Origin of the sequence: Streptomyces sp. NPDC019531, from assembly GCF_044903305.1 — a bacterium.
Classification (GTDB): domain Bacteria; phylum Actinomycetota; class Actinomycetes; order Streptomycetales; family Streptomycetaceae; genus Streptomyces.
This window is the reverse complement of sequence record NZ_JBJDQL010000036.1, coordinates 74,735-101,086: the sequence shown is the minus strand read 5'-3', so window position 1 is coordinate 101,086 and position 26,352 is coordinate 74,735. Positions and strand designations below refer to the sequence as shown.

The window sequence follows — 26,352 nt, the reverse complement described above, 5'->3', positions numbered from 1 at the left end:
AAGGCACTGAACTGAAACCCACCGAGGCCGTCAGCCGAACGCCTTCACCGCCTGGTAGTACGTCCAGGCGGTGCTGGTGCAGGACGTCTTCTTCGCGCCGCTGTAGTTCACGCAGACCCGCTTGAGGTCCTCGTAGAAGGCACTGTCGAGGCGGGACTTGTTGGCGTCGAAGGCGCCCGCGGCCTTGTAGTTGCGGTAGCCGAAGTCGTGGCGGGCGCAGGACATCGAGAAGGGGAAGCCGAAGGGGTTGTCCGGTGAGGAGGAGCAGTAGTCGGTCGACCAGTCGAAGGCGTAGGCGCTCCAGGCGCCCTGGTCGGCGCGGGCGGCGGCCCACGTGGTGTAGCTGGACGCGCTGGTCTGGGTCCAGTTCGCGAGGACCTGGGGTTTGTCGGCGGGGGCGGCGTCGGCGGCAGCGGCGGTGGATACGACGGTGACGAGGGCCAGGGTCGAGGCGCTCAACGCGGTGGCGAGTCTGCGGTGCATTCCACACCTCCATGAGACCGCGACCCGCCCGTCGGGCCGCAGGTTCATGCCAAGATGATTTACACCGCAGACGTCGCCTTACCCTCCAAGCACCCTAATGGCCCGTTAACTCTGGGATGTGACGGTCAGTCGGACATGAACGGCGGTGAGCGCCAACGCCAACGGTCCGGGCGCCAGGAAGGCCAGCGGCACCAGCATCCAGGCGCACAGAGCGGCCGTGGATACGGCCAGCAGCACCAGGGCACTCCCGCCGATGTCCCGTACGGCGTCCCGGGCGGCCGTGCGTACGGCGGCCGGCCAGTCGGTCAGCGACTCGGGCCGTGCGCAGGACCGCAGGCCCACGACGAGGGCGGCCGCACCGATTCCGGCCGCCACCACGGCGAACAAGGGTGCCCCGGGCAGCCCGGCGCCGGCGAGCGCCAGGTCCGCCAGGAACAGCAGCCCGCCGGCCAGGGCTATGGCACCCGCCACCAGGTCCGAGGCCCGGAGCCGTCGCCGTAGCACCGCGAAGTAGCGGCCCGCGGTGGCGGGTTGCCCCTCCACCGCGCCCCGCAGTACCGCGCACGCGGTCGACAGCGCGGCCGGGGCCGTCACAACGGGAAGGCACACCACGGCCGTTGCAAGGCCGACGCTCAGCATGTCGGCGAACAGGGTCATCCGGGGTCCGAAGACCTCACCGGCTTCACGAGCACGCATCCCGCTCACCCCTTGAGTCCCGAACTGGCCATGCCCTCCACCAGGAACCGCTGGAAGGCGAGGAAGAACAGCACGATCGGCAGCAGCGCGATGACCGACATCGCGAACATCGGGCCGAACGCCGACTGGCTGGAGGCGTCCACGAACGAGCGCAGAGCGAGCGTGAGCGTGAACTTGTCCGGGTCGAAGAGGTAGATCAGTTGGGTGAAGAAGTCGTTCCAGGTCCAGATGAAGGTGAAGATCGCCGTGGTGATCAGCGCGGGCCTGGTCAGCGGCAGCACGATCTGGAAGAAGCTGCGGAAGGGACCGCAGCCGTCGATGCGCGCGGCCTCCTCCAGCTCACGTGGCAGGCCGCGCATGAACTGCACGATGAGGAAGACGAAGAACGCCTCCGTGGCCAGGAACTTGGGCAGGATCAGCGGCCAGTACGTGTTCACCAGGCCGAGCTTGTTGAAGATGATGTACTGCGGGATCAGGATCGCGTGGTGCGGCAGCATGATCGTGGCGATCATGAAGGCGAACATCGGGCCGCGGAACTTGAAGCGCAGACGGGCGAAGGCGTAGGCGGCGAGCGAGCAGCTGATGACGTTGCCGAGGACCGCGCCGCCCGCGATCAGCAGGGAGTTGGACAGCAGCCGCCAGATGGAGACGTCGTTGACGCCCTCGAAGGCGGTCTCGTAGTTGGACCACTCCAGGTGGCTGGGCAGGAGGTCGAGGCTGGCGATGACCTCGTTCGCGGGCTTGAGCGAGGTGGCGAGGAGCCAGGCCAGCGGGTAGAGCATCACGAGCAGGGCCGCGAGGCAGCCGAGGTGCAGGGCGACCCGGCCCCAGCGAACGGGTTTGCGGGCGGCGGCGGTTGATATGGAGGTCATCGGTCCCCCTCGGACGCGTAGAAGACCCAGGAACGCGAGGTACGGAACAGCACCGCCGTGACGACGCCGATGACCAGAAGCAGCACCCACGCCATGGCGGAGGCATAGCCCATGTGGGAGGCGACGAAGCCCCGGTCGTAGAGGTACATCGTGTAGACGAGCGTGGAGTCGGCGGGACCGCCCTTGCCCGCGCTCACCGCGAAGGCGGGGGTGAAGACCTGGAAGGCCTGGATGGTCTGCAGGACCAGGTTGAAGAACAGCACCGGGGACAGCATGGGCACGGTGACGGACAGGAACTGCCGCCATTTCCCCGCCCCGTCGACGGCCGCCGCTTCATAGAGCTCGGCGGGTATCTGTTGCAGGCCCGCGAGGAAGATGACCATCGGCGCACCGAACTGCCACACCGTCAGCAGGGCGACGGCCAGCAGCGCCCAGCCGGGCTTGTTGACCCAGCCACCGGTGCCGAACAGGTTGTCCACGGTGCCGCCGTCGTTGAAGACCGCCCGCCAGACCAGCGCGATGGACATGGAGGCGCCGAGCAGCGACGGGGCGTAGAACGCGGAGCGGTAGAAGGCCTTGCCGCGCTTCATGGACTTGAGGGCGAGCGCGACGACCAGCGCGAGGGCCAGTTGGAGCGGCACGGCTATGACGACGTACATCAGGGTCGTCATGACCGAACGCCAGTAGCGCGGGTCCTCGGTGAACATCTGCGTGTAGTTGCGCAGGCCCACCCAGTGGGGCGGGTCGAAGAGGTTGTAGTCGGTGAACGACAGGTACAGCGAGACGGCCATCGGCAGCAGGGTGAGAACGCTCGCGCCGAGGACCCACGGGGACAGGAACACCCAGGCGGCGCCCTGGCGTTCACGCTTGGGCCGGCGCTTGGTCGCGGGGGCGGTGGCGCGCCTCTCCCCCGTGGGGATCGCGGTGGTGGTCATGACCTCAGCTCCGCCTTCGCCTCGGTGACGTAGTTCTCGGCCGCCTCGCGGGGCGACATGCGCGCGTAGGAGACCTGGTCGTAGTCGCGCTGGAAGGTGCTCTGGAGGGCGTTGTCACCGGAGGGCGGGGCCTGCGGCGGATCCTTCAACTTGCCTTCCAGGGAGGTCTGGTAGTCGGCGACCGTCTTGTCGAAGTCCTTGAGGAGGGGTGCGGTCTCCTCGCGGATGGTCTCGTTGACGGGGATGCCACGGGTGGCGCCGAGGATCTTCGCCGCGGCCTGGTCGTTGAGGAGGAAGTCGACGAGCTGGGCCGCCTCCTTGGCGTGGCCGGTGTTCGCGGAGACTCCGAGGAACATGGACGGCTTGAAGTACTGGCCGGGAGTGCCGTCGGAGCCGGACGGCATGGGGGCCAGTTCGATCCCGGTCGGGATGATCGCGAGGTAACCGCTCGACGGGGCGTCCCAGTTCATGTCCGAGGTGGCCTTGCCGCGGCCGAGCGGGGTGTTCTCCACGGAGCCGTCGAGCTGCGTGGTCTGCTCGGCCGGGGAGACGGCGCCTTCCCGCCTCAACTTGTCTGTGAAGGTCCACCACTTGGTGAGGTCGTCGGCGGTGAAGCCCATTCCGCCGCTCTTGGTGTAGAGGGCCTTGCCCTGTCCGCGCAGCCAGACTTCGAAGGCGTCCTCGCTCTGGCCCGGGTCGGTGGCGCCAGGCTTGCCGGTCTCCTTCTTCAACTCCCGCACAGCTTCGGCCCATTGGGACCAGGTCCAGCCCGCGCGCGGGAGCGGTACCCCGGAGTCCTTCCAGGCCTTGACGTCGTAGACGACGGTCTCGGTGCCGCGGCCCTGCGGGATCGCGTACTGGGTGCCGTCCACCCGGCCGGTGGCGAGCAGTCCGGAGTCGATCTCGGAGGTACGCAGTACGGCCTTCTGCTTCGCCAGGTCGAGCAGGACCCCGCCGGACGCGTACTGGTCGATCTGGCGGTAGTCGAGCTGCATCACGTCGGGTGCGTCGCCGCCCGTGGCCTGGACGGCGAGCTTCTGCTTGTAGGCGTCGTACCCCGAGAACGACGTCTGCACCTGTACGTTCGGGTGCTGTTTCTCGAACAGGGCGACAGCCTGCTCGGTGCGTTCCGCGCGGTCGGGGTTGCCCCACCACGTGTAGCGCAGCACGACCTTGCCGCCGCCGACCGATTCCCCGGAGCCTCCGCAACCGGCCGCCAGCGCGCAGAGCGCGAGTGCGACGGCCGAAGCGCAGAACCCCTTTGTCCTGTGTCCGGGCATGCCGAGGTCACCTCATCCCTTCCTCGGACTTTCTACGGCCCCCCTGGAACTCCCCCCAGAACAAGCGGTGTTACTCGCCGCGGTACGGCAGTGTCGTCCCCGGCAGGTTGTACTCGTCGCGTCTGCCGCACATCCCGAAGCCGCCGAGCCGGGTCGGCGCGGCCTCGTACGCGGTCGCCCCGCCGAGATACGACGGCTCACCGGAGGCGAGCGCGTCGAGCTGGGCGCCGGTGCGTTCGGCGGTGGCCAGGGCACCGGCCTGCCACAGTTCGCGCCAGTCGGGCACCTTCTCCCGCACCAGGCGGGCGGCGGCCCGCTGGAACTCCAGGTACGGGCCGTTGTCCCCGGCGGCCAGGGCCTCGCGCAGACCGAGGTAGCCCTCGACGGCGAGGTCCCGTCGGCGTCGGGCGGCCGCGGCCGTCTCCGGTCCGGTGCCGGGCGGAAGCTTGGCGGCCTCGGCGTACCGCGAGTGATCGGCGAGCACCTCCGGCGGGAAGGTGAAGACGGCGTCCCCGGCCTCGGGCAGTCCGCTGTTCTGCATCAGCACGGTGATCCGCAGATCGCCGCCCTGGAGCATGCGGTGCACGGTGCCCGGGGTGAACCAGGCGATCGAGCCCGGTTCCAGGGGGATCTCCCGGTAGCCGTCGGGGCTCAGCGTCTGCACCGCGCCCCGGCCGCCGGTGACGACGTACGCCTCCGTGCACACCAGGTGCAGATGCGGGCTGCCGCCGCAGACGCCGTCGGCGGCCTCCCAGTCGTAGGCGCTCAGGTGGGACAGGCCCACCGCGCCGGGCAGCGGGTGGGGAAGCTCCGGCTTGGTCACCACGACAGGCCCTCCAGGTGCTCACCGACCCGTTCGGCGTCCCAGGCTCCGTCGGCCACCACCAGCCGGTAGCGGTACTCGAAGGACTCCCCCGGCGGCAGCTCGAACTCCTCGAAGAACGCCCAGGAGAACGCGACCGTCGGGAACGGCTCGGAGCGCACGAACCAGTGCGACTCGTGGATCGCGCTCCGCGAGTCGAGGTTCTCGGGCGCGTGCGCGAAGACGAGCGTGGAGTGGGCGTCCACGTCGTCGTGCTCGGTGGTGACGGCGAGCCAGGGGCCCTGGCTGCCCATCAGCTTGTCCGCGTCGGCGTCGGTGCCCGGGGCGAAGACCGCGCCGCCGGTGAAGTCGCGGGGGCCGCGCCACTGGAGTCCGGTGTAACCGGCCATCTCACGGCCCGCGGTGGTCGGGGAGCCGAAGACGAGGGGTTCGTCGCGGGTGTTCGTGAGGCGGATCGACCAGTCCAGGGCCCAGGAGCCGGACTCCTCGTCGACCGAGTGGACGGTGATGCCGCGCACCTCTCGCGCCCACTCGGTGCCGCCGTTCTCCACCCAGGTGAGCTCCTCGGTGAAGGTGAGACGGTCGTCCTCGACCTCCAGCGCCGGGAAGCCGTCGTGCCGCATCGACCCGACGCGCTCCGGCAGCGGCAGATAACCCTGCCCGTGGACGTAGCAGTTGCCGCCCCAGAAGTTCTGCCCGGACAGATGGCTTGCCGTCATCTGCAGGCCCTTGTGCCAGCGGTGGTCGTTGGGGCGGTAGCCGGTCACCGTGTTCCCGGCGAGGGTGCGCACCGGATGGGCATAGGGCTTCTTGGCCTCGAAGGCCTCGGGGTCGGGTCGGTAGACATAGCGGAGGATCTCCGTGCCGTTCGCCGCCTCGACGGCGATGTGTTCGCCGTGGACGTGGCTGACGCGGATGCTCATGCGCGCTCCTTGGGGGCCCAGTGGGGGTGGTCGCCGTGCATGGCCGGATAGAAGGAGTCGCCGGGCGCGATGTCGCCCGCGTGCACGGGCTGTCCCGTGAACGCCGACTTGTAGAGCGCGGCGGCGAACTCGAGGGTGGCACGCGCGTCGGTGCCGCTGCCGGGAGGCCTGACACCGTTGTCGTACGCGTCGAGGAGCGCGCCGAGCTGGGCCGCGTGCGAGCTGGGCACGTCGGAGGCAGGCGTGCGCCAGGCGTCGACGCGGTCGGCGGCCACGTGGGGGGCGGGCGTGTAGGTCCAGTCCTCGTTGCGATGGCCGTACAGATGGGTGAGTTCGACGGTCGCGTCGGCGCAGTCGATACGGATGCGGCTCACCTCGTCGGGTGACAGCACGCTGTTGACAACGGTGGCGAGGGCGCCGCTCTCGAACCGGACGAGGGCGGTGGAGACGTCCTCGCTCTCGGTGTCGTGGACCAGCCGGGCCGCCATGGCGCGGATCTCCGCCCACGGGCCGAGCAGGTGCAGGAGAAGGTCGTACTGGTGGATGCCGTGCCCCATGGTCGGGCCGCCGCCCTCACTGGCCCAGGTTCCGCGCCACGGTACGGCGTAGTAGTCGGCGTCCCGGTGCCAGGTGGTCTGGCAGTGGGCGACCCGGGGGGCGCCCAGCTCGCCGCTCGTGATCAGCTCGCGCGCGTGGACGGCGCCGGAGCCGTAGCGGTGCTGGAAGACCACGGAGGCGTAGGCACCGGAGGCCTCCTCGGCCGCGGCGATCTCGTCGTACTGGGCGAGCGACAGCGTCAGCGGCTTCTCGCACAGCACCCAGGCGCCTGCCTTCAGCGCGGCCACGGTCTGTTGCCGGTGCAGCGACGGCGGGGTACCGATGAGGACCAGGTCGGGGCGTACGGCGTCCAGCATCTCGTCCATCGAGGTGTAGCCGGCGACCCCGTCGCCGGCGAGCTCCTGGAAGGCGTCGAGTCTGCCCTGGTCCACGTCCACGGCGGCGACCAGTTCCACCCGCTCCGCGTGGGCCCTGAGCGCGGGCAGGTGGCTGCCGCTGACGATGGCGCCGGTGCCGACCACGGCTGCGCGGCGGCGGGCTGGACGGGGCATACAGTCCTCCTCGGGCGCCCGGAAGAGGACGCTGACGTGCGGGGAAAGCGCTTGCTCCCCGGAGTCGACCCTAGATCCCCGGCGATTGTCCTAACAAGACCCCGTGCCGCGTTATTGGCGCACAGCACACCAGATTTATTTGCTTGACTCAAGTACCTCCGACGCCCCTCGACGTGCCCGACGCACTCGACCGCTTCCCGGGTGGGACACCGCTCGCCGTGGACGGCGGCACTGGCGCCGTGACGGTACGGGACACGCACGCAGACGAAGCGGCATGAAGAGTCTGAGGACACGTTCGTGTTCGTGCCGGTCCTGATGGCGGCCGGGGTGGCGCCCTCCGGTATCGCGATGGTCATCCAGAAGGTGGCGGGCGCCACCGCGCGGCCCGGCGCGGAACGCCGGCCGGTCGCCTCGCCGCCCTCACCGCCCCACCTCTCGGACGCCGGGTCGGCAGGGCGCCGTTGGAGAGCCGCCCCGCCGTGCCGCCCGCCCGTACCCGGCCCGCCCTGGCCGGTGTCGGGGCTGCCGTCGGCGGCCTCGTGCTGGTGCCGCTGTGGACCGCGCCGGCCGACTCCACCCAGACCCGGGCCGAGGACTCGCCCGACGCGGTCGGCACCACCATGGTCTTCCGTGTCGAGACCACGGCTGAAGGCGGCTCCTGGCCGTGCGGTTGGCCGCTCAGGATCTCTGGGAGACCTGCCGTCGCTCCACCGCCTCGCAGAACCACGGCGCCACGCTGAGGCAGGCCGGACGACGGGGTCCGCGGCGCCGTGATCCGCCCCGCCCTGCCCGAGCACGACGTGATGCGGCTGCGGGGCTGCATCGAGGACGCGAGCACCAACCGGCCCAGTGCCGTGCTGCTCGGAGAGAGCCAGGCGGCGGCCCGTCACTGAGACCGCGGCACCCCGTGGGTCACGCGGATCTTGGACTGGCCGTGTGGGAGTTCCTCCCAGTCGTCCATGAACCGGGCCCGCAGACCGTGCCTCTCGGCGAGGGCGACGAGCGTCTCCACCCGGTAGTAGAAGTCCTCCCGGAGCACATGGTGTTCCTCGCCCTCGGTACGGTCGAAGGTGAAGTCGAACCAGCCGCCGGGGGCGAGCACCCGGCCGACATGGGCCAGGCACTCCTCGATCACCGGCAGCGGCGAGTGCGAGAAGACACTGTGCGCGTGGACGACGTCGAAGTGGGCGTCCGGCAGGAACCGCAGGGTCAGATCGCGGACCGGGGTCAGGTTCGGCAGCCGCTTCCGCAGGTCCATCTCGACGATCGTGTCCTGTGCGGCGAAGAGGATGTCGGGCGAGATGTCGACGCCGTAGTAGTGGCCGGGCTCCAGGTGGCGGATGAACCGCCAGCCGCCGCGCAGGTTGCCGCAGCCGATCTCCAGCATCCGGTGCTCGGGGCGCAGGCCGTGGCCGACCAGGTAGTCGAACTGCATCGCCCCGACGGCCAGCCAGCGTTCCCGGTTGCGGCTGCCGACAGCCGCGTCCGGGTCGGTGCGGGTGTCGGAGCGCATCACGGCCCGGTAGTAGGCGATGTGGTCCGGGTGCCGGTGGCTGAGCCACAGATCGCGGGCGGCGCGAGCCAGATGGCGGGGCACGCGGTCGGGGTGGCGCAGGGCGTAGCCGACACGGTGGCCGAGGGCGGCGCGGTTGGCGGTGAGGTTCCTGGCGGGCATCCTGAGACCTTTCGGAGATCGTCGCTGCGCTGCCAGCCTCGATGCGGCGGCCGGGTCTCCGGCTCGGTCAACAGTCTTGTGCCCCGGTGAGGTCCGGGCGACCGCCATGTCAGCCGATCGGTTGATGCGCTCCCGCTTCCGTGGCGTTAGACACGGAGCATGGACCACTCCGATCCGGACGAGCGCTGGCTGGGCGCGATCGTGCACGGCGCGTTCTTCCTGCTGCTGGGCTCGTCGTTCGCCCGTTTCCTCTCCCGCGACCAGGGCGGGGCGCGCACCGGCTGGGTGGTGGCGCTGTTCTCCTTCTTCTGTCTGCTGTACGTCCTCGGGCATCTGCTGGCGCCGCCGCCCCGGCCTGGACTGCCGCCCACCCGGCGTCATCTGCTCTGGCTGGGCTCGGTCACCGCCGTCTGGGTCGTCCTGCTGGCCCTCGCGCCGAGCGCCACCTGGTGTGTGATGCCCCTGCTGTTCGCCGGACTGCACGCGCTGCCCCCGAGGATCGCGGTGCCGTCGGCGGCCGTGCTCACCGCGCTGGTCGTCGTCTCGGAGATACGGGTGGCGGAGGGACCGCTCAACCCGAACATGGTCGTGGCCCCGCCCGCCGTCGCCGCGGTCGCCACCGCCGTACTGGTGCATCTGCAGCGGCAGGGGGCCCGGCAGCGCGTTCTGATCGAGGACCTGGTGCACACCAGGAGCGAACTCGCCGCCACCGAGCGGCGGGCAGGGGTGCTGGCGGAGCGGCAGCGGCTGTCCGCGGAGATCCACGACACCCTCGCGCAGGGACTGTCCAGTCAACGGATGCTGCTGCAGGCGGCCGAGCGGACGTGGGGCACGGACGAGAAGGCGGCCCGGGACCATGTCCGGGCGGCGGCGGAGATCACCTCGCACAGCCTCGCCGAGGCCCGTCGCTTCGTGCACGATCTGGCCCCGGCCGATCTCGCGGAGCGTTCCCTGGCACAGGCGCTCGGGGAACTGGCCCGGCGCGAGAGCGGGCCGGGGCTGACCGTGGAGGTCCGGCTCGACGGGGAACCGGGCCCGCTGCCGGAACGGGTCGCGGCGGCGCTCCTGCGGATCGCGCAGGGCGCGCTGGCCAACGTACGCGAGCACGCGGCGGCGACCCGGGCCGCGCTCACCCTGACCTGGCTGGACGACCAGGTCTCGCTGGACGTCGCCGACAACGGGCGGGGCTTCGCGCGGGCCCCGCGGCCGTCGGCGAGACGTGGGCACGGGCTCCCCGCCATGCGGATCCGGGCCCGCCAGGCCGGTGGCGCCCTGACCGTGGAGTCGACCCCGGGAGAGGGCACCGTGGTGTCGGTCGCCGTCCCGCTCGTGATCAAGGAGCCCGTCCTGTGAGTACGTCGCCGCCCTCCTCCCCCGTCCGGCTGCTGCTCTGCGACGACCATGCCGTCGTACGCGCCGGACTGCGCGCCCTGCTCTCCAGCGCGGACGGCATCGACGTGGTCGGGGAGGCGGCCACCGGCGAGGAGGCGCTCGCCATGGCGGCCCATCTGCGGCCCGACGTCGTACTGATGGATCTCCAACTCGACGGCGGCATGGACGGGGTGACGGCCACTCGGCGGCTCACCGGCCAGGGCGAGCGCGGCCCGCGCGTGCTGGTGCTGACCATGTTCGACACCGACGCCGACATCACCCGGGCCATCGAGGCGGGCGCCACCGGCTATCTCCTGAAGGCCGAGCAGCCCGAGGAGTTGTTCACGGCGATCCGCGACGCCGCGTCCGGTCGCGGCACGCTCTCCGCCCCGGTGGCCGACCGGCTGCTGACCCGGCTGCGGAGTCCGCGCCCAGCCCTGTCCGCCCGTGAGCACGAGATCCTCGCGCAGCTCGCCCGTGGCCTCGGCAACCGGGAGATCGCCCGGGCCCTGTTCATCAGCGAGGCGACCGTCAAGACACATCTGGGCCGGATCTACGGCAAGTTGGGCGTCGAGACACGGGCCGGTGCGGTGGCCGTCGCCAAGGAGCGGCGGCTGTTGTCGTGACCGTCCGCGGGAACCATGGGCATCCGTTCCGCGTTGTTCCGTTACAGCAGACACCCTTGACAGCGTGCGTACTGTTTCGCGACGTTTGATCCTTGCCGGCGGTTCGATCGGCATTGGGGGAATTGGGGGGTGCGGTCGCCCATGCGATCGACGAGCAGTGACACGGACATCACGATCCACAGACCCGAGGGACTCGATGCCACGCTCCGGGGGGCCTGGCACCGGGCGATGGACGAATCCCCCGACTTCGCCAACCCGTTCCTGGCACCCGAGTTCGCGGCGGGCATCGCCAGACATCGCGGCGGCACCGCCCGGGTGGCGGTGCTGCACCAGCGTGGAGAGGCCGTGGGCTTCCTCCCGTACGAGCGCAACTCCTTCGGAGTCGGCCGGGCCATCGGGCTCGGGCTCTCCGACTGCCAGGGGCTCGTGCACCGCCCCGGCGTCACCTGGGACACCCGTGCCCTGCTCAAGGCCTGCCGGCTCTCGGTGTTCGAGTTCGACCACCTCGTCGAGGAGCAGCAGCCTTTCGCCCCGTATGTGACGGGGACCTTCGCCTCCCCGGTGATCGATCTGAAGGTCGGCAGCGACAGTTACCCGGAGTGGCTGCGCGGCGCGTACCCGGGGCTCGCCAAGACGACCCTCAAGAAGGAGCGCCGACTCGGGCGCGACCTGGGCGAGATGCGCTTCGTGTTCGACGAGCGCGACCCGGGGGCGCTGCGCACCCTGATGCGGTGGAAGTCCGCCCAGTACCGCAGGACGGGCCGGATGGACCGGTTCGCGCGGCCGTGGATCGTGGAGCTGGTGGAGGACCTGTTCCAGGTGCGCGAGGAGCACTTCACCGGGATCCTCTCGGTGCTGTACGCCGGTGACCGGCCGGTGGCCGCCCACTTCGGACCGACCTCGCGCACCGTCTTCGCGCCCTGGTTCACCGCGTACGACCCGGAGCTGCGCTACTACTCCCCCGGTCTGATCATGCATCTGCGGATGGCGGAGGCGGCGGGCCGGCGCGGGGCGCGGCTCATGGACATGGGGCGCGGTGACAAGGAGTGGAAGGACTGGCTCAAGACGCGTGAACTGCGCGTGGCGGAAGGTTTCGCCACCCGTCCCCATCCGGTCGCGACGGCCCACAGCCTGTGGCGCCGCCCGGTGCGGGGCCTGCGCAACACGGTCAACGCCCACCCGGCCCTGCGCGAGCCCGCCGACCGCCTCCTCAAGACCGTCGGCACCCTGCGCACCTCCGGACACCACTCGGACTCCGACAAGGCCGGACCGCTGGCGAGCTGAGCCCCGGTGTCCCTTCGGCTCGCCGTGGGACACATGAGCCCGCCGTTCTCCTCGCCCATCGACACAGGGGGGTGCCGATGCCGTACGGCTCACGGCTGGCCGCGACGATGACACGGCGACTGGGACGCGAATGCGTCTACACGCCCTCGGCCCGACTGGCCCTGTACCTGGCGCTCAGGCGCTGGTGCCGGCCGGGCGCGCGGGTGCTGATGTCACCGGTGAACGACGACGTGATCCTGTTCGTGGTCCTCGCGGCCGGGCTGCGCCCGGTGCAGGCCCCGGTCTCGGTGTGGGACGGCAACATCGACCCGGCGGCCGTACCGGAGTCGACCTGGCGGAACGTGGACGCCGTCCTGACCACCAACCTGTACGGCGTGCCCGACCGGGTTCTCGAACTGCGCCGCCGCTGCGCGCAGTTGGGGATCCCGCTGTTCGAGGACGCGGCACACGCGATCGGCAGCCATGTGGACGGGCGGCCGGTCGGGACCTTCGGCAAGGCGGCGGTGTTCAGCCTGTCCAAGCATGTGGCGGGGATGGCGGGCGGTTTCCTCGCCGTGGAGGACGCGCGCACCCTACGGGAGCTGGAGCTGCTGCGGGACGATCTGCTCACCCCGGGCCGACTGCGCGAGGACCTCGCCACGACACTGCGCCCGCTGGCCCGTTCCACCATCCGCACGCTCCATCTGGTGCGGCCGGCGTGGCGGGCGATGGAGCGCCTGGGCCTGCTGGAGCGCGACGCGTTCCGGATGGCCCTACGGGCCCCGCGGCTCACCGCCTGCGCGCGCGAGGCTCCGAGCCTGGCGGCGTACGAGCCGTGGGTCCGCGTCGACCTGCACGGATTCCGCTCCCGGCACGGCCCGCTGGTCCGCGGCCGGCTGAAGCTGCGGCTGGCCCGCCTCGACGAGGACCTCGCGCGCCGCCGGGCCGGGGTCGCCCTTCTGTCGGGCACTCCGTGGGCCTCCCCGGCCCTGCGCGACCGCACGGCGCACGACGGCCCCCTCCCCCTCTTCCGGGTGCCGCTCCTGGTCGACGACCGCGATGCCCTCGTGTCGCGGCTGCTGCGGTACGACGTGGTCTCCGGATACATCTACGACCCGCCGCTGGACGACTACGCGGGCGCGGAGTTCGTCGAGCCCTCCCCCGACCCGGCGCCCGCCCGCTGGTTCGCGGCGCACGCGCTCCCGGCGGATCCGCTCCTGGCCCGAAGGATCGTGGCCGCGTTCACGAAGGAACGGGTGGCCGACGCGCACCCCTCGCTGCTGCGGCCGGTCCCGGACGCCACACCGCCCCGGATTCTGGGGCAGTGAGCTGCGACACTCCGACGATCGATCAAAACATCAGGGGGTTAGCATATGAGCGCCGCCTAGCTCGAAAGAGAATTCTGTGACTGTCAAGGACGACTCGTTCACCGACTGGAAGAACCGCGAGGAGATCGCGGAATCGATGATCCCGATGATCGGGAGGCTGCACCGCGAGCGTGACGTAACGGTTCTCCTGCACAGCCGTTCCCTCGTGAACAAGTCGGTGGTCAGCATCCTCAAGACCCACCGGTTCGCCCGGCAGATCGCCGGTGAGGAGCTCTCCGTCACCGACACCCTCCCGTTCGTCGAGGCGCTCACCACGCTGGACCTCGGTCCCTCGCAGATCGACATCGGCCGCCTGGCCGAGATCTACAAGACCGACGACCGGGGCCTGTCGGTCGCCGAGTTCACCGCCGAGGCCGTGGCCGGCGCGACGGGCGGCAACAAGATCGACCGCCGTGAGCCGCGGGACGTCGTCCTCTACGGCTTCGGCCGGATCGGCCGACTGGTGGCCCGGCTGCTGATCGAGAAGGCCGGTTCCGGCAACGGTCTGCGGCTGCGCGCGATCGTGGTCCGGGGCGGTGGCGGGCGGGCCTCCGAGGACCTCGTCAAGCGGGCCTCGCTGCTGCGCCGGGACTCCATCCACGGCCAGTTCCAGGGCACGATCACCGTCGACGAGGCCGAGGGCGCGATCATCGCCAACGGCAACACCATCAAGGTGATCTACGCCAACGACCCGTCCGAGGTCGACTACACGGCGTACGGCATCAAGGACGCCATCCTCATCGACAACACCGGCAAGTGGCGCGACCGCGAGGGCCTCTCGCAGCATCTGCGTCCCGGCATCGACAAGGTCGTGCTGACCGCGCCGGGCAAGGGCGATGTCCCCAACATCGTGCACGGCGTCAACCACGACACGATCAAGCCGGACGAGCAGATCCTGTCCTGCGCGTCCTGCACCACCAACGCGATCGTGCCGCCGCTGAAGGCGATGGCCGACGAGTACGGCGTGCTGCGCGGCCACGTGGAGACGGTCCACTCGTTCACCAACGACCAGAACCTGCTGGACAACTACCACAAGGCCGACCGCCGGGGCCGCTCCGCGCCGCTCAACATGGTCATCACGGAGACGGGCGCCGCCTCGGCCGTCGCCAAGGCGCTGCCCGACCTCAAGGCGCCGATCACCGGCAGCTCGATCCGGGTCCCGGTGCCGGACGTGTCCATCGCGATCCTGAGCCTGCGTCTGGGCCGTGAGACCACGCGCGAGGAGGTCCTCGACCACCTCCGGGACGTCTCGCTGACCTCGCCGCTCAAGCGCCAGATCGACTTCACGACCGCCCCCGACGCGGTCTCCATGGACTTCGTCGGCTCCCGCCACGCCTCGACCATCGACGCCGGCGCGACGAAGGTCGACGGCGACAACGCGATCCTCTACCTCTGGTACGACAACGAGTTCGGCTACTCCTGCCAGGTAATCCGGGTCGTGCAGCACGTCTCGGGGGTGGAGTACCCGACGTATCCGGCGGCGGTCTGACCTCGCCGCACGGCACCGTACCCGGAGGCGGGTGACCCTGCCTCCGGCTACGGCTCCGGGAGCCAGCCCGTCTGGACGAGGACCGTACCTCGTCCACGGGAGACGAACTGGCCCCGGCCCGGGGGCAGGGGGCGGGGCCGGACACCGCCGATGAGGCTCCCCTCCCCGGGGTCGCCCGAGAGGACCACACCCCGGGCGCCCACCTGGTCCATGCGCTGCATGAACGGCTCGTACCCGGCACGGTGGGCACCCACAGTGCTGCGGGCGATGACGAAGCAGATGCCGGTGTCCCGGGCAAACGGCAGGTGGTCGGAGAGCCCGGCCAGCGCGTTGCGGCTCGCGGTCTCGACCAGGTCGTAGTCGTCGATGATCACGAAGGTCATGGGGCCGGACCACCAGCTGCGGGCCCGCAGTTGCTCCGGAGTGACGTCCTCCGTCGGCATACGCATGCGGAACAACTGCTGCAGCCAGTCCATCCGTTGGTCGAGCGAGCGGGCAGCGGTCATGTGCTCGGCGAGATGCGTCTCCGGGACGGCGCCCAGCAGGGACAGCCGGGGATCGACGAGCAGGACACGCGCTTCCTCCGGCGTGTAGCGCTCACAGATCTGCTTCGCCAACAGCCGCAGCAGCGCGCTCTTGCCGGACTCGCTCTCGCCGAAGACCAGGAACAGCGGGTCGGCCTCGAAGTCGACGAAGACCGGCCGCAGTTCGGCCTCGTCGATGCCGAAGGCGACACCTCGGTCCGGGTGGTCGTCGCCTTTCGGCAGCAGGCCGGCGGGCAGTTCGCGGGGCAGCACGCGCACCGCGGGCGCCGTGGGCCCCCGCCAGGCCTGCGCCACACTGCGGACCATGGCGGCCGTGGCTTCGGACAGTGCACCGTCCGAGGCGACACCGTCGATACGCGGTACCGCCGCCATGAAGTGCAGCTTGTCCGGTGTCTGGCCCCGGCCGGGGGCGCCCGCCGGGATGTCCGCGGCGACGGACGGGGAGAGCTCCGAGGCTTTGGGGTCGGCGATCCGCAGCTCCAGCCGGAGCCCGATCTGGTCCTTGAGGGCCGGACGGACGCCCACGGCGCGATCCGTGGCCAGGACCACGTGGACGCCGTAGCCGAGCCCGCGTGAGGCGATGTCGGTGACGGTCGCCTCCAGCGACTCGTAGTCGTGGCGGAAACCGCCCCAGCCGTCGATCACGAGGAAGACGTCTCCCCATGGCTGGTCCGTGATCTCCCCGAGCGCCCGGCGACGGCGGTAGTCGGCCATCGACTTGATGCCTGCGACCCGGAAGTACTCCTCCCGCTGGGCGAGGATCCAGGCGACCTCCGCCACCGTGCGCCGCACCCGCTCCGGGTCCAGGCGGGTGGCCACTCCGCCCACGTGCGGAAGCTCCGCCACCGCGGTCATGCCACCTCCGCCGAAGTCCAGCCCGTAGAACTGGACTTCCTCCGGGGTGTGGGTGAGCGCGAAGGACGCCACGAGGGTGCGCAGCAGGGTCGACTTGCCGGACTGCGCAGCCCCTGTGACCAGCATGTTGCCCGCGGCGCCGGAGAAGTCGCCCCACAGGACGTCGCGCCGCTGTTCGTACGGCTTGTCCACCAGGCCCACCGGCACCACGAGCCGTCCGGCGCCGCCGTAGCCGGGCTGGGTCAGGCCGCGGCTCTCGACGGCCGTCAGGCCCGGCAGCAGGGCGTCGAGCGGCGGGGCCTGGTCCAGGGGCGGCAACCAGATCTGGTGGGCCGGTGGCCCCAGGTTCTCCAGCCGCTTCAGGATGACCTCCATCGGCGAGTCCCCGTCGGCGGCCCGTTCGTCGCGTCCGATCCAGCCGGAGGCGTAGGCCGCGCGGAAGTTGACCATGTGTTCCATGTCGAACTTCAGATAGCCGGTGCCGGGCACCGACGGGAGGCGGTAGGCGTCCGGTACGCCCAGGACCGCCCGTGACTCGTCCGCGGAGAAGGTGCGCAGTCCGATGCGGTACGACAGATAGGTGTCCAGGCCGCGCAGCCGCCCCGCCTCCAGGCGCTGCGAGGACAGCAGCAGGTGGATGCCGAGGGAACGGCCGATGCGCCCGATGGAGATGAGCGTGTCGAGGAAGCGGGGTTCGGCCGTCAGCAGCTCCGCGAACTCGTCGATGACCAGGACCACCGTCGGCAGGGGCGCCAGGGGTGCGCCCGCCGCCCGCGCCCGTTCGTAGTCGTGGACGTTGGCGTAGTGGCCGGCGGCACGCAACAGCTCCTGGCGCCGGGTGAGTTCGCCGCTGACCGCGTCGCCGAGGCGGCCGACCAGGGAGAGGTCGTCGGCCAGGTTGGTGATGACCGCCGCGGTGTGCGGCAGCCGTCGCATCTCCGCGAAGGTGGCGCCGCCCTTGAAGTCGACCATGACGAAGTTCAGGGTCTCCGGGGAGTGGGTGACCGCGAGCCCGAGGACGAGGGTGCGCAGCAGCTCCGACTTGCCGGAGCCGGTGGCGCCGACGCACAGTCCGTGCGGGCCCCAGCCGCCCTGTGCAGCCTCGCGCAGGTTCAGCACGACGGGGCCGCCGCCGGCGTCCACGCCGACCGGGGTGGTCAGTCGCTGGTCTGCTCGTGAAGTCCAGGCGGAGGAGGGGTCGTTGTCCCAGTTCTCGGGCAGCGGCAGCAGGTCCAGGAGGCGCGGTACCGTTTCCTCTGCGTCGCCCGTGGTGCTGAGCGGCTGGGCGCCCGGCCGGTTCCAGGCGGCGGCCACCTTGCCGAGGAGCGTGTCGAGTTCCTCGCTCTCCTCGCCGTAGGAGCCGTGTGAGAGGCCCCCGGCCCTGGCGAGCGCGGGCACCGCGAGGCGGACGTAGCGCCGGCCCCGGGTCAGTCCGAACCCCGGCTGTCCCGGCGGGATGCCGCCTGCCAGCTCGCTGTCGATCCTCGACTCCCGCGGGTCGGCCAGGGCGAGTTCGACCCAGGTGCCGAGGTGCAGGAGGAGGTCCTCGGGCAGGTCGCTCCAGCGGTCGGCGGAGACCGCCAGGTGGATGCCGTAGTAGACGCCCTGCTGGGCGACGCGGAGCAGCAGCCGGGACTCGTCCGGGTAGCGGGCCGCGAAGTCGGGCCAGGAGTCGACGAGGAGGAACACCTCGCCGTTGGTCTCACCGTCCAGGACCTTCTGCGTGCGCCGCTGTCTGAAGGCCTTCGGGGAGCGGATGCGCAGCGCGTCGCAGAGCCGCTCGCGTCGCTTGAGGGTGGTCATGACGCCCTCGACGAGGTCGCGTACGTCGGCCACGCTCCCGTAGTCGGCGACCATGCCCACGTGCGGGAGGGCGGCCAGGCGGGTCATGCCGTCCGGTTCGCCGTGGAGGCCGTAGATCTGTACCTCCTCCGGCGTGTGGGTGAGGGCCAGGGAGCAGGCGAGAGTGCGCAGGACGGAGGACTTGCCGCTCCAGCGGCTGCCGACGACACCGATGTGCGGGGCGCCGCCGGACAGGTCGAGGGTCAGAGTCTCCTGGAGGCCCTGCACCGGGTCGTACATCCGGCCCAGGGGGACGGTGAGTTGACCGTTCGGCGGCCAGTCCGGGGCGCACAGGCCGCGGTCGGGGTTGGTGGCGAGCGCCGGGAGGAGGTCGCCCAGGGGGAGGCTGTCGCCGGAGAACGGGTCGGTCTCGGCGCTGCGTCCGCGATGCCACAACGCGGCTTTGGCGAGGGGGATGTTGCCCTGCACGCCGGAGCGGAACTCGGTCGGTGTCTGCGGTGCCCCGCTCTCCCTGACGTGGCGCGCGATGTGCTGGAAGAGCTCGTGGGCGGTGATCACGCCGTCGTTGTCGACGTCCGCGCGGCCGGTGCTCAGTCCGTCGATGACCGCTTCGGTGAACACGGAGTGGAACTCGCCGGAGCGGCTCTTGACGGTCTCGCCCTCGAAGGCGAACTCCAGTACGTCGGAGGCGGTCATGACGTACGTGCCCTTGCCGGCCGCCTGCGCGGACAGTTCGCCGTCGTCGGGTGCGAAGGGCGCCATGCCCTGGACGTAGGCGCCGCCGAAGCAGCAGTCGAGCAGGAGCACCTTGCGCCGGGAGCGGCAGCGGCTCAACTGTTCCTCGATGAAGCGGGCGGAGATGGCCGTCGATTCGGGGAGGTCGCGTTTGGTGCGCAGGGTCGTGAAGAACAGCCGGCCGTGCTTGTCGCGGATGCCGTGGCAGGAGAGGTAGAGCAGCAGGGTGTCGTTCGGGCCGAGGTCGCGCAGAACCCGCTCGATGTGCTCCTCGATCTCGGCCTTCGACTCGTTGACCAGGGGGATGACCCGGTCGAAGTAGCCGATCGCCTTGTCCTCCAGGAGCGCGCCGAGGCGTCGCGCGTCGGACGCGGGCGAACGCAGACGGCGCAGACCGGAGTCGAGATAGTCGGTGGTGGCGACGAGCAGGGCGACACGGCTCACTGAAGTCCCTTACGACTGCGGGTCGTTACCGCCGGACCGGCGCTGGAGCCACGCCTCGATCAGGGCCTTCTGGTCCTTCGCCGAGACTCCCTCCACCACCAACGAGTCCTCGCCCACGGTGAGTTCGACCCGCCGGGCCTGCGCCCGCTGCCGCCACTCGCCGACCAGACTCACGAACGCGGTCAGCGCGGTCCTCGAGAACACCCCGGTGACCAGCAGCGCCCCCAGTGCGGTGACCGTGCCGCTCTTCGATCCCGGCGGAGCCGAGCCGACCTCTGGCCGTACGACGGACTCGGCCGCGTCGAGCAGCAGCAACTCCTCCTGGAGCTCCCGGGTCAGCGCGTCGGTCTCCTCGGCGTCACCGTCGGCCGCCTCGATGGCGACGGTGATCTGCATGGGTGGCACGGCGTGGTTCCCCCTGTCGCTGTACGGCGCGTTCGCCACGTACGGAACGCTGGGTACGTTCGGCGCTTCGGGCGCGCAAACGCCGTCGCCAGCATACTCGTTGGCCACTTCCGCACCGGGTCGGAGTCAGGGCCGGGTGTGAGTGCCCGTGGTGTGGCCGACGCGCAGGAGCAGCATCTCGCTGAGGTGGCTCGGTCGCCAGGCGAGCGTCGTGAAGGGCGGCGGGACCGGGTGCGGGTGGGGCGCCGCGTCCCCGGCCCCCGTCGCCGGTACCGGCCAGGAAGCGGGCCCGCGCACCCGGTCCGTCGGTGCGCCGTCGCACCGACCAGCAGTCCGGCACCGATTCCCACAGGTACTCGTCGTCGCTGAGCGGGGCGGCAAGCCGTCGCACACCCCGGAACACCCCGTCTCCCCCTCCTCCGCCCGGCCCGATGCCCCCGGAACGCCTCCTCCAGCCACCAGGACCCCGCGCTCCCGCACCACCTTCGCGTCGATCAGCAGCGGCCTCGACCGGGGTCAGCCGACCCAGTCCTGTACGGCCTTCAGATCGGGCAGCCCGAGCCGCCGTACGGGGTCGAGGTCGGCGGCGCCCATCCGGGGGTGTGCGGGCCGTTCTCGTCGGCGTTGAGGAAGTTGTTCCAGTACCAGGCAGGCCCCCGGTCGTCGTACCGACTGATCTCCTCCAGTTCGAAGTTCGCGGTCTGGCCGAACTCCGGCGGCAGCCGGATCACCGGGGTCGATGAGGACAACGGGGAGGTGAGATCGACGACTTCGATCGAGCCGCTGCGCAGTGCGGACGCCAACGAGACGAGGACGGACGGCTGCTGGCGCATGAGGGCCTCCTGAAACACCCCGGGACTGACAGCATGTCACCGCGGCCAAACGGCCACCGATGATCCCGGCCCCCACCCACCCGGCGATCTGCGCGACCAGCGGCTCCCGCCGCTCACGCCGCTTCAGCAGACGCTCCAGGGCGTCCGGGGCGGCGTACGCCGTGCCCTCGTCGGTGGCCGCCCAGGCAACACCGCGGGCCCCGGATCCACTGATCCGGGGCCCGCGTGGGCGCGCTGGGTGACTTCAGCCGACGAAGACGTCGGCGTTCAGGTTCGCGGCGATGTCCTTGGGCGAGACGAACGCGTCGCCGTCGGCGCAGACGACGAGCGGGCCGGCCTCAAGGTGGAGACCGGAGGTGGCCGCGACGGCCACGCCACCGGAGATGCTGTCGAGGTCCGCGTCGTGGATCTCGGTGGTGGCGATGCGTGAAGCGGAGTTCATGGCGCGCGTTTCCTTTCGCGGAAGCAATGCGGAAGCAATGTGGAGGGCGACCCCCGGATCGAAGCATGCTCCGACCATCACTGCCAGTCACCGACGCACGGACGGCGCGGGCGGCTTCACCAGCGTCGCAGGACGATCACCGAACACCCCTTTTCCTTCACGTGCATCACCAACGTTCCGACGCGCAAAAGGCGTGGGTCGGAGCAACCGCGGCCACGACTCGGCCTTCGCTCGCCCGAGCGGTGAACGGTGTGCAGGTTCACCGGATTTTCGATGGGGGGCCGAACCGGAGTCGGGCCCCTTCCGGATTCGAAAAACGTTTCACGTCCTGCGAGGGTAGACTTGCGTCGCCTGGTCGTAGGGCCGCAACAACAAGGGGGTGGACGCCATTCCGGTTCGCCCCGCCCGTATCCAGGACGTCGCGGCCGCCGCCGGCGTCTCGGTCTCCACGGTGTCGAACGTCCTGAACCGACCCGAGCGGGTGAACGCGCGCACCGCCGAGCGGGTCCGCGACGCGGTCGCCGCACTCGACTACGTCCCCCATCCGGGAGCCGCCGGGCTGCGCACCGGCCACTCGTCGTCGATCGGTCTCGTACTGCCCGACGTGGCCAACTCCTTCTACTCACGCATCGCGCGCGGTGCCGCGGACGCGGCGTACGAACACGGCTATTCCCTCGTGCTCTGCGACAGCGGGGACGCGCCGGAGCGGGAGCAGGGCTACTTCACCATGCTGGTCGAACAGCGGGCCGTGGGCGCGGTGGTGGTTCCGCTCAGCGCCGATCCCACCCGGCTGACCCGGCTGCGCGAGCGGGGCATCCCGCTGGTCCTGGCGGACCGTGCGATGCCGGCCCAGGAGGGCTGTTCGGTCTCCGTGGACGACATCGCCGGCGGCCGGATCGCCGTGCAGCACCTGCTGGAGACCGGGGCCCGCGACATCCTCGTCGTGAACGGCGAGCGCACGATCCGCCAGTGCGCCGACCGCTACCAGGGCGCCCGCCAGGCCGTACGCACCCGGCGCGACGCCCACCTCGGCCAGGTCGTCGCGGAGGAGATGACGGTGGCGTACGGCAGCGAGATCGCCCGCGGTCTCGACGAACTCCCTGACGGGGTCTTCTGCACCAACGACTTCCTCGCGGCGGGCCTGTGCCGTGCGCTGGGAGAGCTCGGTGTGAAGGTCCCGGAGGACATACAGGTGGTCGGCTACGGCGACCTGGACATAGCGAGCTTCGTGGGCACCACCCTGACGACGGTCCGGCAGCCGGTCGAGGAGCTCGGCAGGGCGGCGGTGGAGATGCTGCTGGACGAGGTGGAGGCCCGCGCGGAACACGCCCACGAGACACGGGTGTTCGCTCCTGGACTGGTCGTGCGGGACTCCACGCGGACGTCCTCAGAGGGGCCTTTCTAGCGTCACCGGCCCCAGCAGGCCCGACGGCAGCTGGGAGGGAAACGCCCAGGCGGTCGGGGTGGCTTCGGCGAGATACGGGGCCAGGGTGTTGTGGACGGTCACGTCGAGGTGGACGGTTCGCCCTGCGGTGCCGCGCAGTTCGAATCGGTACGGCGCGCAGAACGCCTCGCCGACGAGCTGCCCGTCGACGCACACCGAGACGCTGCCGCGCACCCGGCCAAGGTCCAGCACCGGGTCCGGTCCCGCGGCCACTTCCAACGTCCGCGTATAAGTGACGCCTCCGCTCCAACCAGCCAGCCCCAGTTCACTCCACTCCCCCAGCGGCAGGGGCGCAGGAACCGCGCGTACCCGCACCGGTCCCCGCCAGGCGGAGCCTCCGCGCAGCACGGCCGTCGGGGCGGTGAGGACTTCGAACTCCGTCGCTTCGGACAGTGGTTGATCGAGAGTCAGTTCGGCGCCTTGCAGGGGCAGTTCACGACCCCTGCCCACCCTCACCCGCGCGGGAAGCTCCAACGGCAGGTCGAGCGACACGGTCCCCGGCGGAACGGTGAACCGGAAGCGCTGTTCGGTCTCGCGGAGTTCGTCGGTGGACCGGAGCGGCAGTACCGCGGAGCCGAGTACCGGAGGTCCGGCGAGCCACTCGGCCTCGGGCAGGGGATGCGGTCGTACCGTCGCACCACAGTGCTGCAACTCGCCCCATCTGCCCTCGTGTTCGACGGTGAGCCCGTGCCACTCCCCCGTCACGGCCTCCCAGCCGGGGCCGCTGAACAGGGCGGTGGTGTCCGCCACGAGATCGACGAACACCGGGTCACGTGCGCCGACGCTGTCGGCCACGACGTCGAGTACGTGATGGCCGCCGCTCAGCGTCAGCTCGTGCCGGAAGAACGCGGGCACCGCGCCCCAGTCGGACTCGTAGTACTCCACCTTCTCCTGCCGCGCCACGACGGCTCCGTCGAGCAGGACGGTCACGCCGACCGCGGCACCCACGACGAGGACCGCCGGCGCTCCCTCCTGCGGGACACCGATCCGCCCGCGGTAGGTCACGCGGCCGTCCGGACGTACCTCGGCGGGCACCCGCATGAACAGCGGGCGCGGCGCGAACCCGTCCGGGCGGGACAGACAGAAGTAGCTGCCCAGCGGAGTGTCGGCGGCACCCGAGATGGTCTGCGGCCGGTCCTGGGCGTCGGCCAGCTCGTACTCCAGCACGTTGCGGACCCGTTCGACCTCCACCCGGGCGGACGCCAGATAGCCGCCGCCCGTCTCCAGCCGCCTGCCGTTCCACCACACGCGCTTGACCGCCGCCGCGCCGACGTGCAGATCGGCGGGCCCGAGGTGGTCGGTCTCCACGACGGCCCTGACCCGGGCGACGGTCCCGACGCCGGGCACCGGCACCCGTACGAACTCCTCCGGCACCAGCCCCTTGTTGCCGAGCAGCCCGTACGGGTCCGGAATGCCACGACTCGACGAGTACAGCGAGACACCCCAGTCCTCGGGCGCCAACTCGCCTTCACCACACAGGACTTGTTCGACGCGGTCGTCGTCGAGGGGAGCCGGGACCTGTGCGGCGGGCACCGGTGACAGAACCCTGACCCGGTTGCCGTAGGTCACCCGCGCCTGCTCCCAGGGGCCTTCGCCCTCGGCCCACCGCATGGTCCAGATCTGCGGTTCGGCGACGGACGATCCGGCGGGCAGCGCCAGGTCGCCCCAGGTGTTGTCCATGGTGGCAGCGAGGCGACCCACCCACCCGGTCGACAGGTCGGTCGTCTCCGACCGTTCCGGCGGCGACGGCGGGGTGTCGTTGGCCGGAGGACCTTCCCGCCATACGACGAGGGCGGCGGGGGCGCCTTCCAGCGGCACCTCGATGGTCGAGACGCCGTCGGTGACGGTGACGTGTCCTGGAGTGCGGCCGCCGGTCGCCGGGTTCCAGATCTCGGCCTCGGCGACCGGGCCCCGCACGGTCACGGAGGAGGTGCGGGCGTAGCGCGCGGGATCGATCTCGTGGCGGCCCCGCGGCGGATGCGTACGGGCGTCGGGGAACGCCCCGGTGACCAGCGCCACCGCCGCGTCGCCCTTCCTCCTGACGAGCAGCGGCACCTCGCCGGTCGCGTATCCGGCGGCGTCGGTGACCGCCGTCGCCCCGGCCTCGGCGTCCGCGGCCCGCTCAAGGCGCGGATGAGCCAGCAGCTCGGCTACCACCGTGTCGTCACCGGCCAGTCCCGCCGCCTCCGCAGGCGGGCGGCCCACGACCACGACCCGTCCCCCGGCGTCGAGGAGTTCGGTCAGTCGTCGGGCCGTCTCCTCCTCCAGGACGCTCGCCGACGGCAGGAGGACCGCGGTGTACGCCAGATCCCTGACGCGCAGGGCTCCGTCGCCGGCCTTGGCGCCCTGGATCGAGGCGTCGTCGATGACGTCGAAGGAGATCCGGTGGCGGTCGAGGGCGCCGGTGGAGGGGTGGAGCCAGTTGTTGGTGCCGCACAGGTCCAGATAGTGGCGCTGAGTCTCGTCGACGAGTTCGTCTTCGAGCCGGCTGTCGCCGAAGTGCTTCACCGGTACGTCGACCGGGATGTGGGACTGCATGGTGGCGGTGGGGTGCAGGACCGCCACGTCGGCGCTGTAGGTGCCCCAGGACAGGATCGAGCAGAGCCGGGCGACGGCCCGGGAGAAGGCCGGGTACTGCCGCCAGTAGGGCTGGCGCCAGTCGGTGGACGGCGGCGCCCATTCGAACCAGCCGCCCGCGGTGCCGAAGTAACTGGCGTGCGGGTTGTACAGGTTGGCTCCGCTGCGCAGGAACGGCAGCAGCCAGTCGTAGGTCTCCTCCAGGGTGCCTCCCCAGCCGGAGGAGTGGAACGACTCGATCCAGACGCGCTCGTGGCCGTAGAGGTGGGCCATGGAGGAGTGCACCTTGGCGTCGCCGTGGTGGTCGCTGCCCGCGGCGCTGTACCAGCGGTGGGTGCGGAAGTAGTCCGTGTAGAGCTGCGTCGACTGGGCCGGGTAGCCGGAGCGTGCGGGGTGGCTCTGGTCGCAGCCCAGGAGCAGACCGCGCTCGTCGTGCCAGGCTGCGAGGGGGCGGAACAGGGCCTCTTCGGTGAGTTCGGCCCGGACGGCGTAGTAATCGGCGCGGATCTTGCGCGCCTGGGCGCTGTCGTCGCCGCTCTCGCCGAAGAGAGCGGGCAGGTGGTCGAGGAGGTCGTAGCCTCGCCGGGCCCGGAACTCCGTGGGAAGACGTGCGGTCCAGGAGTTGGTGGCGGGCAGTTCGTCCTGGAAGCTGCCGGCGATGACGTTGCCCAGGTACTCGGGTACGCGGCGGTCGTACTCGTGGTGGATGGCGTCGAACAGGAGAGCGACGGCCGCGGGGTTCAGATAGTCGAAGGCGGTGGGCACAGCGAGGACCAGGCGCACCTCGGTGCCGTCGGCGGCCTCGATCCGTGCGGAGCCTGTGACCGGCGGCCCGGCAGCCTCGCCGTCGCCGGTTACCGGCAGGCGGGCGCCCGTGTGGTCGTACGCCCCCAGCAGTGCCTCCGCGCCTTTGAGTGCGACCATGCCGCCGGAGACCACCGCCCGGCGTGAGCGCAGGGCACGGCCCGCCGACTCGGGGTGGCGCCGGGTGATGCCTCCCTGGACGTTGGCGCCGGAGAAGCCGATCTGGTCGTAGAACCACAGGCGCATGCCCAGCTCGCCGGCGATCTCGCAGGCGTCCGTGAAGCGGGCCCACCACTCCTCCCCGAACCATGCGGGGTCGTCGGTGCGGGCGCCGAAGGTCGGGCCCGCCGGTGCCAGGTTGATCACCACGAGGTTGTGGACGCCGCCGTCCGCGAACCGGCGCATCTGCCAGGCCAGACGCTCCCGGGTGACCTTCGCCCCCGACCACCACCACAGCGGCGTGGGGCCGAAGTCCCGGGGCGGGTTGTCGAACAACTGTCGCAGGGCTGGAGAGATCACGGATAGGTCCTTCCGAGTACGGCCCGGACACTCT

Annotated in this window: 21 protein-coding genes and 2 pseudogenes; 8 read left to right on the top strand and 15 right to left on the bottom strand. The window is 71.0% G+C overall.

Going from position 1 to position 26,352, the window contains the following annotated elements:
* Positions 1–30: 30 nt before the first annotated feature.
* From ACI2L1_RS32985 to ACI2L1_RS32950, 8 genes are all read right to left on the bottom strand, one after another.
* The gene (locus ACI2L1_RS32985) at positions 31–483 is read right to left on the bottom strand and encodes a phospholipase (RefSeq protein WP_404743080.1); all 453 of its coding nucleotides are present in this window, start codon (positions 481–483) and stop codon (positions 31–33) included.
* Positions 484–588: 105 nt separating this feature from the next.
* The gene (locus ACI2L1_RS32980; protein ID WP_404743079.1) at positions 589–1,179 is read right to left on the bottom strand and encodes a hypothetical protein; all 591 of its coding nucleotides are present in this window, start codon (positions 1,177–1,179) and stop codon (positions 589–591) included.
* A 5-nt stretch (positions 1,180–1,184) separates the two neighbouring features.
* A complete protein-coding gene (locus ACI2L1_RS32975; RefSeq protein WP_404743078.1) occupies positions 1,185–2,051 on the bottom strand; it encodes a carbohydrate ABC transporter permease in 867 nt (288 codons plus the stop codon).
* Positions 2,048–2,986, bottom strand: a complete 939-nt coding sequence (locus tag ACI2L1_RS32970) for a carbohydrate ABC transporter permease (RefSeq protein WP_404743077.1) — start codon at positions 2,984–2,986, stop codon at positions 2,048–2,050. The genes ACI2L1_RS32975 and ACI2L1_RS32970 overlap by 4 nt, the downstream gene beginning before the upstream one ends.
* Positions 2,983–4,266, bottom strand: coding sequence for an ABC transporter substrate-binding protein (locus ACI2L1_RS32965; RefSeq protein ID WP_404743076.1), 1,284 nt, complete (start codon positions 4,264–4,266; stop codon positions 2,983–2,985). Before ACI2L1_RS32965 ends, ACI2L1_RS32970 begins: the two co-directional genes overlap by 4 nt.
* A 70-nt stretch (positions 4,267–4,336) precedes the next feature.
* Positions 4,337–5,092, bottom strand: coding sequence for a cupin (locus tag ACI2L1_RS32960; RefSeq protein ID WP_404743075.1), 756 nt, complete (start codon positions 5,090–5,092; stop codon positions 4,337–4,339).
* On the bottom strand, positions 5,086–6,012 hold the full coding sequence (locus ACI2L1_RS32955; protein ID WP_404743074.1) for a PmoA family protein: 927 nt from the start codon (positions 6,010–6,012) through the stop codon (positions 5,086–5,088). Before ACI2L1_RS32955 ends, ACI2L1_RS32960 begins: the two co-directional genes overlap by 7 nt.
* The gene (locus ACI2L1_RS32950; protein ID WP_404743073.1) at positions 6,009–7,121 is read right to left on the bottom strand and encodes a Gfo/Idh/MocA family protein; all 1,113 of its coding nucleotides are present in this window, start codon (positions 7,119–7,121) and stop codon (positions 6,009–6,011) included. The genes ACI2L1_RS32955 and ACI2L1_RS32950 overlap by 4 nt, the downstream gene beginning before the upstream one ends.
* A 479-nt stretch (positions 7,122–7,600) precedes the next feature.
* On the opposite strand from ACI2L1_RS32950, the gene ACI2L1_RS32945 reads away from it, so the two are divergent.
* Together ACI2L1_RS32945 and ACI2L1_RS32940 are read left to right on the top strand one after the other, a co-directional pair.
* A complete protein-coding gene (locus tag ACI2L1_RS32945) occupies positions 7,601–7,861 on the top strand; it encodes a hypothetical protein (protein ID WP_404743072.1) in 261 nt (86 codons plus the stop codon).
* A 30-nt stretch (positions 7,862–7,891) separates the two neighbouring features.
* Positions 7,892–8,014 (top strand): hypothetical protein, encoded by a 123-nt coding sequence (locus ACI2L1_RS32940; protein WP_404743071.1) that lies wholly within the window; start codon positions 7,892–7,894, stop codon positions 8,012–8,014.
* On the opposite strand, the gene ACI2L1_RS32935 is transcribed toward ACI2L1_RS32940, so the two are convergent.
* Positions 8,008–8,796, bottom strand: a complete 789-nt coding sequence (locus ACI2L1_RS32935; protein ID WP_404743070.1) for a class I SAM-dependent methyltransferase — start codon at positions 8,794–8,796, stop codon at positions 8,008–8,010. The genes ACI2L1_RS32940 and ACI2L1_RS32935 overlap by 7 nt on opposite strands.
* A gap of 159 nt (positions 8,797–8,955) precedes the next feature.
* Between ACI2L1_RS32935 and ACI2L1_RS32930 the strand changes: the two genes are divergently transcribed.
* The 5 genes from ACI2L1_RS32930 to ACI2L1_RS32910 all read left to right on the top strand — a co-directional run bounded on the left by ACI2L1_RS32930 (position 8,956) and on the right by ACI2L1_RS32910 (position 14,912).
* Positions 8,956–10,149, top strand: a complete 1,194-nt coding sequence (locus tag ACI2L1_RS32930; protein WP_404743069.1) for a sensor histidine kinase — start codon at positions 8,956–8,958, stop codon at positions 10,147–10,149.
* Positions 10,146–10,793 carry a response regulator gene (locus ACI2L1_RS32925; protein ID WP_404743068.1) on the top strand — a complete coding sequence of 216 codons (648 nt, stop codon included), beginning with the start codon at positions 10,146–10,148 and terminating at the stop codon, positions 10,791–10,793. Before ACI2L1_RS32930 ends, ACI2L1_RS32925 begins: the two co-directional genes overlap by 4 nt.
* 141 nt (positions 10,794–10,934) lie before the next feature.
* Positions 10,935–12,077, top strand: a complete 1,143-nt coding sequence (locus ACI2L1_RS32920; RefSeq protein WP_404743067.1) for a GNAT family N-acetyltransferase — start codon at positions 10,935–10,937, stop codon at positions 12,075–12,077.
* 77 nt (positions 12,078–12,154) lie between these two features.
* Entirely contained in the window at positions 12,155–13,384 is a 1,230-nt protein-coding gene (locus tag ACI2L1_RS32915) for a DegT/DnrJ/EryC1/StrS family aminotransferase (protein WP_404743066.1), read from the top strand.
* 76 nt (positions 13,385–13,460) lie between these two features.
* The gene (locus ACI2L1_RS32910) at positions 13,461–14,912 is read left to right on the top strand and encodes a glyceraldehyde-3-phosphate dehydrogenase (protein WP_404743065.1); all 1,452 of its coding nucleotides are present in this window, start codon (positions 13,461–13,463) and stop codon (positions 14,910–14,912) included.
* 47 nt (positions 14,913–14,959) lie between these two features.
* Here ACI2L1_RS32910 and eccCb read toward each other — a convergent pair whose 3' ends face one another.
* From eccCb to ACI2L1_RS32885, 5 genes and pseudogenes are all read right to left on the bottom strand, one after another.
* Entirely contained in the window at positions 14,960–19,294 is a 4,335-nt protein-coding gene (gene eccCb, locus ACI2L1_RS32905; RefSeq protein ID WP_404743064.1) for a type VII secretion protein EccCb, read from the bottom strand.
* Positions 19,295–19,303: 9 nt separating this feature from the next.
* A complete protein-coding gene (locus ACI2L1_RS32900; RefSeq protein WP_404743063.1) occupies positions 19,304–19,690 on the bottom strand; it encodes a hypothetical protein in 387 nt (128 codons plus the stop codon).
* A 144-nt stretch (positions 19,691–19,834) separates the two neighbouring features.
* Positions 19,835–20,102: pseudogene (locus ACI2L1_RS32895) on the bottom strand (DinB family protein); the annotation flags it as partial.
* A 199-nt stretch (positions 20,103–20,301) separates the two neighbouring features.
* Positions 20,302–20,532: pseudogene (locus tag ACI2L1_RS32890) on the bottom strand (cyclase family protein); the annotation flags it as partial.
* A gap of 244 nt (positions 20,533–20,776) precedes the next feature.
* A complete protein-coding gene (locus ACI2L1_RS32885) occupies positions 20,777–20,974 on the bottom strand; it encodes a hypothetical protein (RefSeq protein ID WP_404743062.1) in 198 nt (65 codons plus the stop codon).
* Between the two features lie 379 nt (positions 20,975–21,353).
* On the opposite strand from ACI2L1_RS32885, the gene ACI2L1_RS32880 reads away from it, so the two are divergent.
* Complete coding sequence (locus tag ACI2L1_RS32880) at positions 21,354–22,379, top strand: LacI family DNA-binding transcriptional regulator (protein ID WP_404743061.1); 1,026 nt, start codon at positions 21,354–21,356, stop codon at positions 22,377–22,379.
* Here the strand turns inward: ACI2L1_RS32880 and ACI2L1_RS32875 are convergent.
* Positions 22,362–26,318, bottom strand: coding sequence for a glycosyl hydrolase (locus ACI2L1_RS32875; RefSeq protein ID WP_404743060.1), 3,957 nt, complete (start codon positions 26,316–26,318; stop codon positions 22,362–22,364). The genes ACI2L1_RS32880 and ACI2L1_RS32875 overlap by 18 nt on opposite strands.
* Positions 26,319–26,352: the final 34 nt, after the last annotated feature.

What these genes read in the sequence shown, in the direction of transcription:
- ACI2L1_RS32985 (WP_404743080.1), bottom strand. Translation starts at nt 483, where the DNA reads ATGCACCGCAGACTCGCCACCGCGTTGAGCGCCTCGACCCTGGCCCTC.
- ACI2L1_RS32980 (WP_404743079.1), bottom strand. Translation starts at nt 1,179, where the DNA reads ATGCGTGCTCGTGAAGCCGGTGAGGTCTTCGGACCCCGGATGACCCTG.
- ACI2L1_RS32975 (WP_404743078.1), bottom strand. Translation starts at nt 2,051, where the DNA reads ATGACCTCCATATCAACCGCCGCCGCCCGCAAACCCGTTCGCTGGGGC.
- ACI2L1_RS32970 (WP_404743077.1), bottom strand. Translation starts at nt 2,986, where the DNA reads ATGACCACCACCGCGATCCCCACGGGGGAGAGGCGCGCCACCGCCCCC.
- ACI2L1_RS32965 (WP_404743076.1), bottom strand. Translation starts at nt 4,266, where the DNA reads ATGCCCGGACACAGGACAAAGGGGTTCTGCGCTTCGGCCGTCGCACTC.
- ACI2L1_RS32955 (WP_404743074.1), bottom strand. Translation starts at nt 6,012, where the DNA reads ATGAGCATCCGCGTCAGCCACGTCCACGGCGAACACATCGCCGTCGAG.
- ACI2L1_RS32950 (WP_404743073.1), bottom strand. Translation starts at nt 7,121, where the DNA reads ATGCCCCGTCCAGCCCGCCGCCGCGCAGCCGTGGTCGGCACCGGCGCC.
- ACI2L1_RS32935 (WP_404743070.1), bottom strand. Translation starts at nt 8,796, where the DNA reads ATGCCCGCCAGGAACCTCACCGCCAACCGCGCCGCCCTCGGCCACCGT.
- ACI2L1_RS32930 (WP_404743069.1), top strand. Translation starts at nt 8,956, where the DNA reads ATGGACCACTCCGATCCGGACGAGCGCTGGCTGGGCGCGATCGTGCAC.
- ACI2L1_RS32920 (WP_404743067.1), top strand. Translation starts at nt 10,935, where the DNA reads ATGCGATCGACGAGCAGTGACACGGACATCACGATCCACAGACCCGAG.
- ACI2L1_RS32915 (WP_404743066.1), top strand. Translation starts at nt 12,155, where the DNA reads ATGCCGTACGGCTCACGGCTGGCCGCGACGATGACACGGCGACTGGGA.
- ACI2L1_RS32900 (WP_404743063.1), bottom strand. Translation starts at nt 19,690, where the DNA reads ATGCAGATCACCGTCGCCATCGAGGCGGCCGACGGTGACGCCGAGGAG.
- ACI2L1_RS32885 (WP_404743062.1), bottom strand. Translation starts at nt 20,974, where the DNA reads ATGAACTCCGCTTCACGCATCGCCACCACCGAGATCCACGACGCGGAC.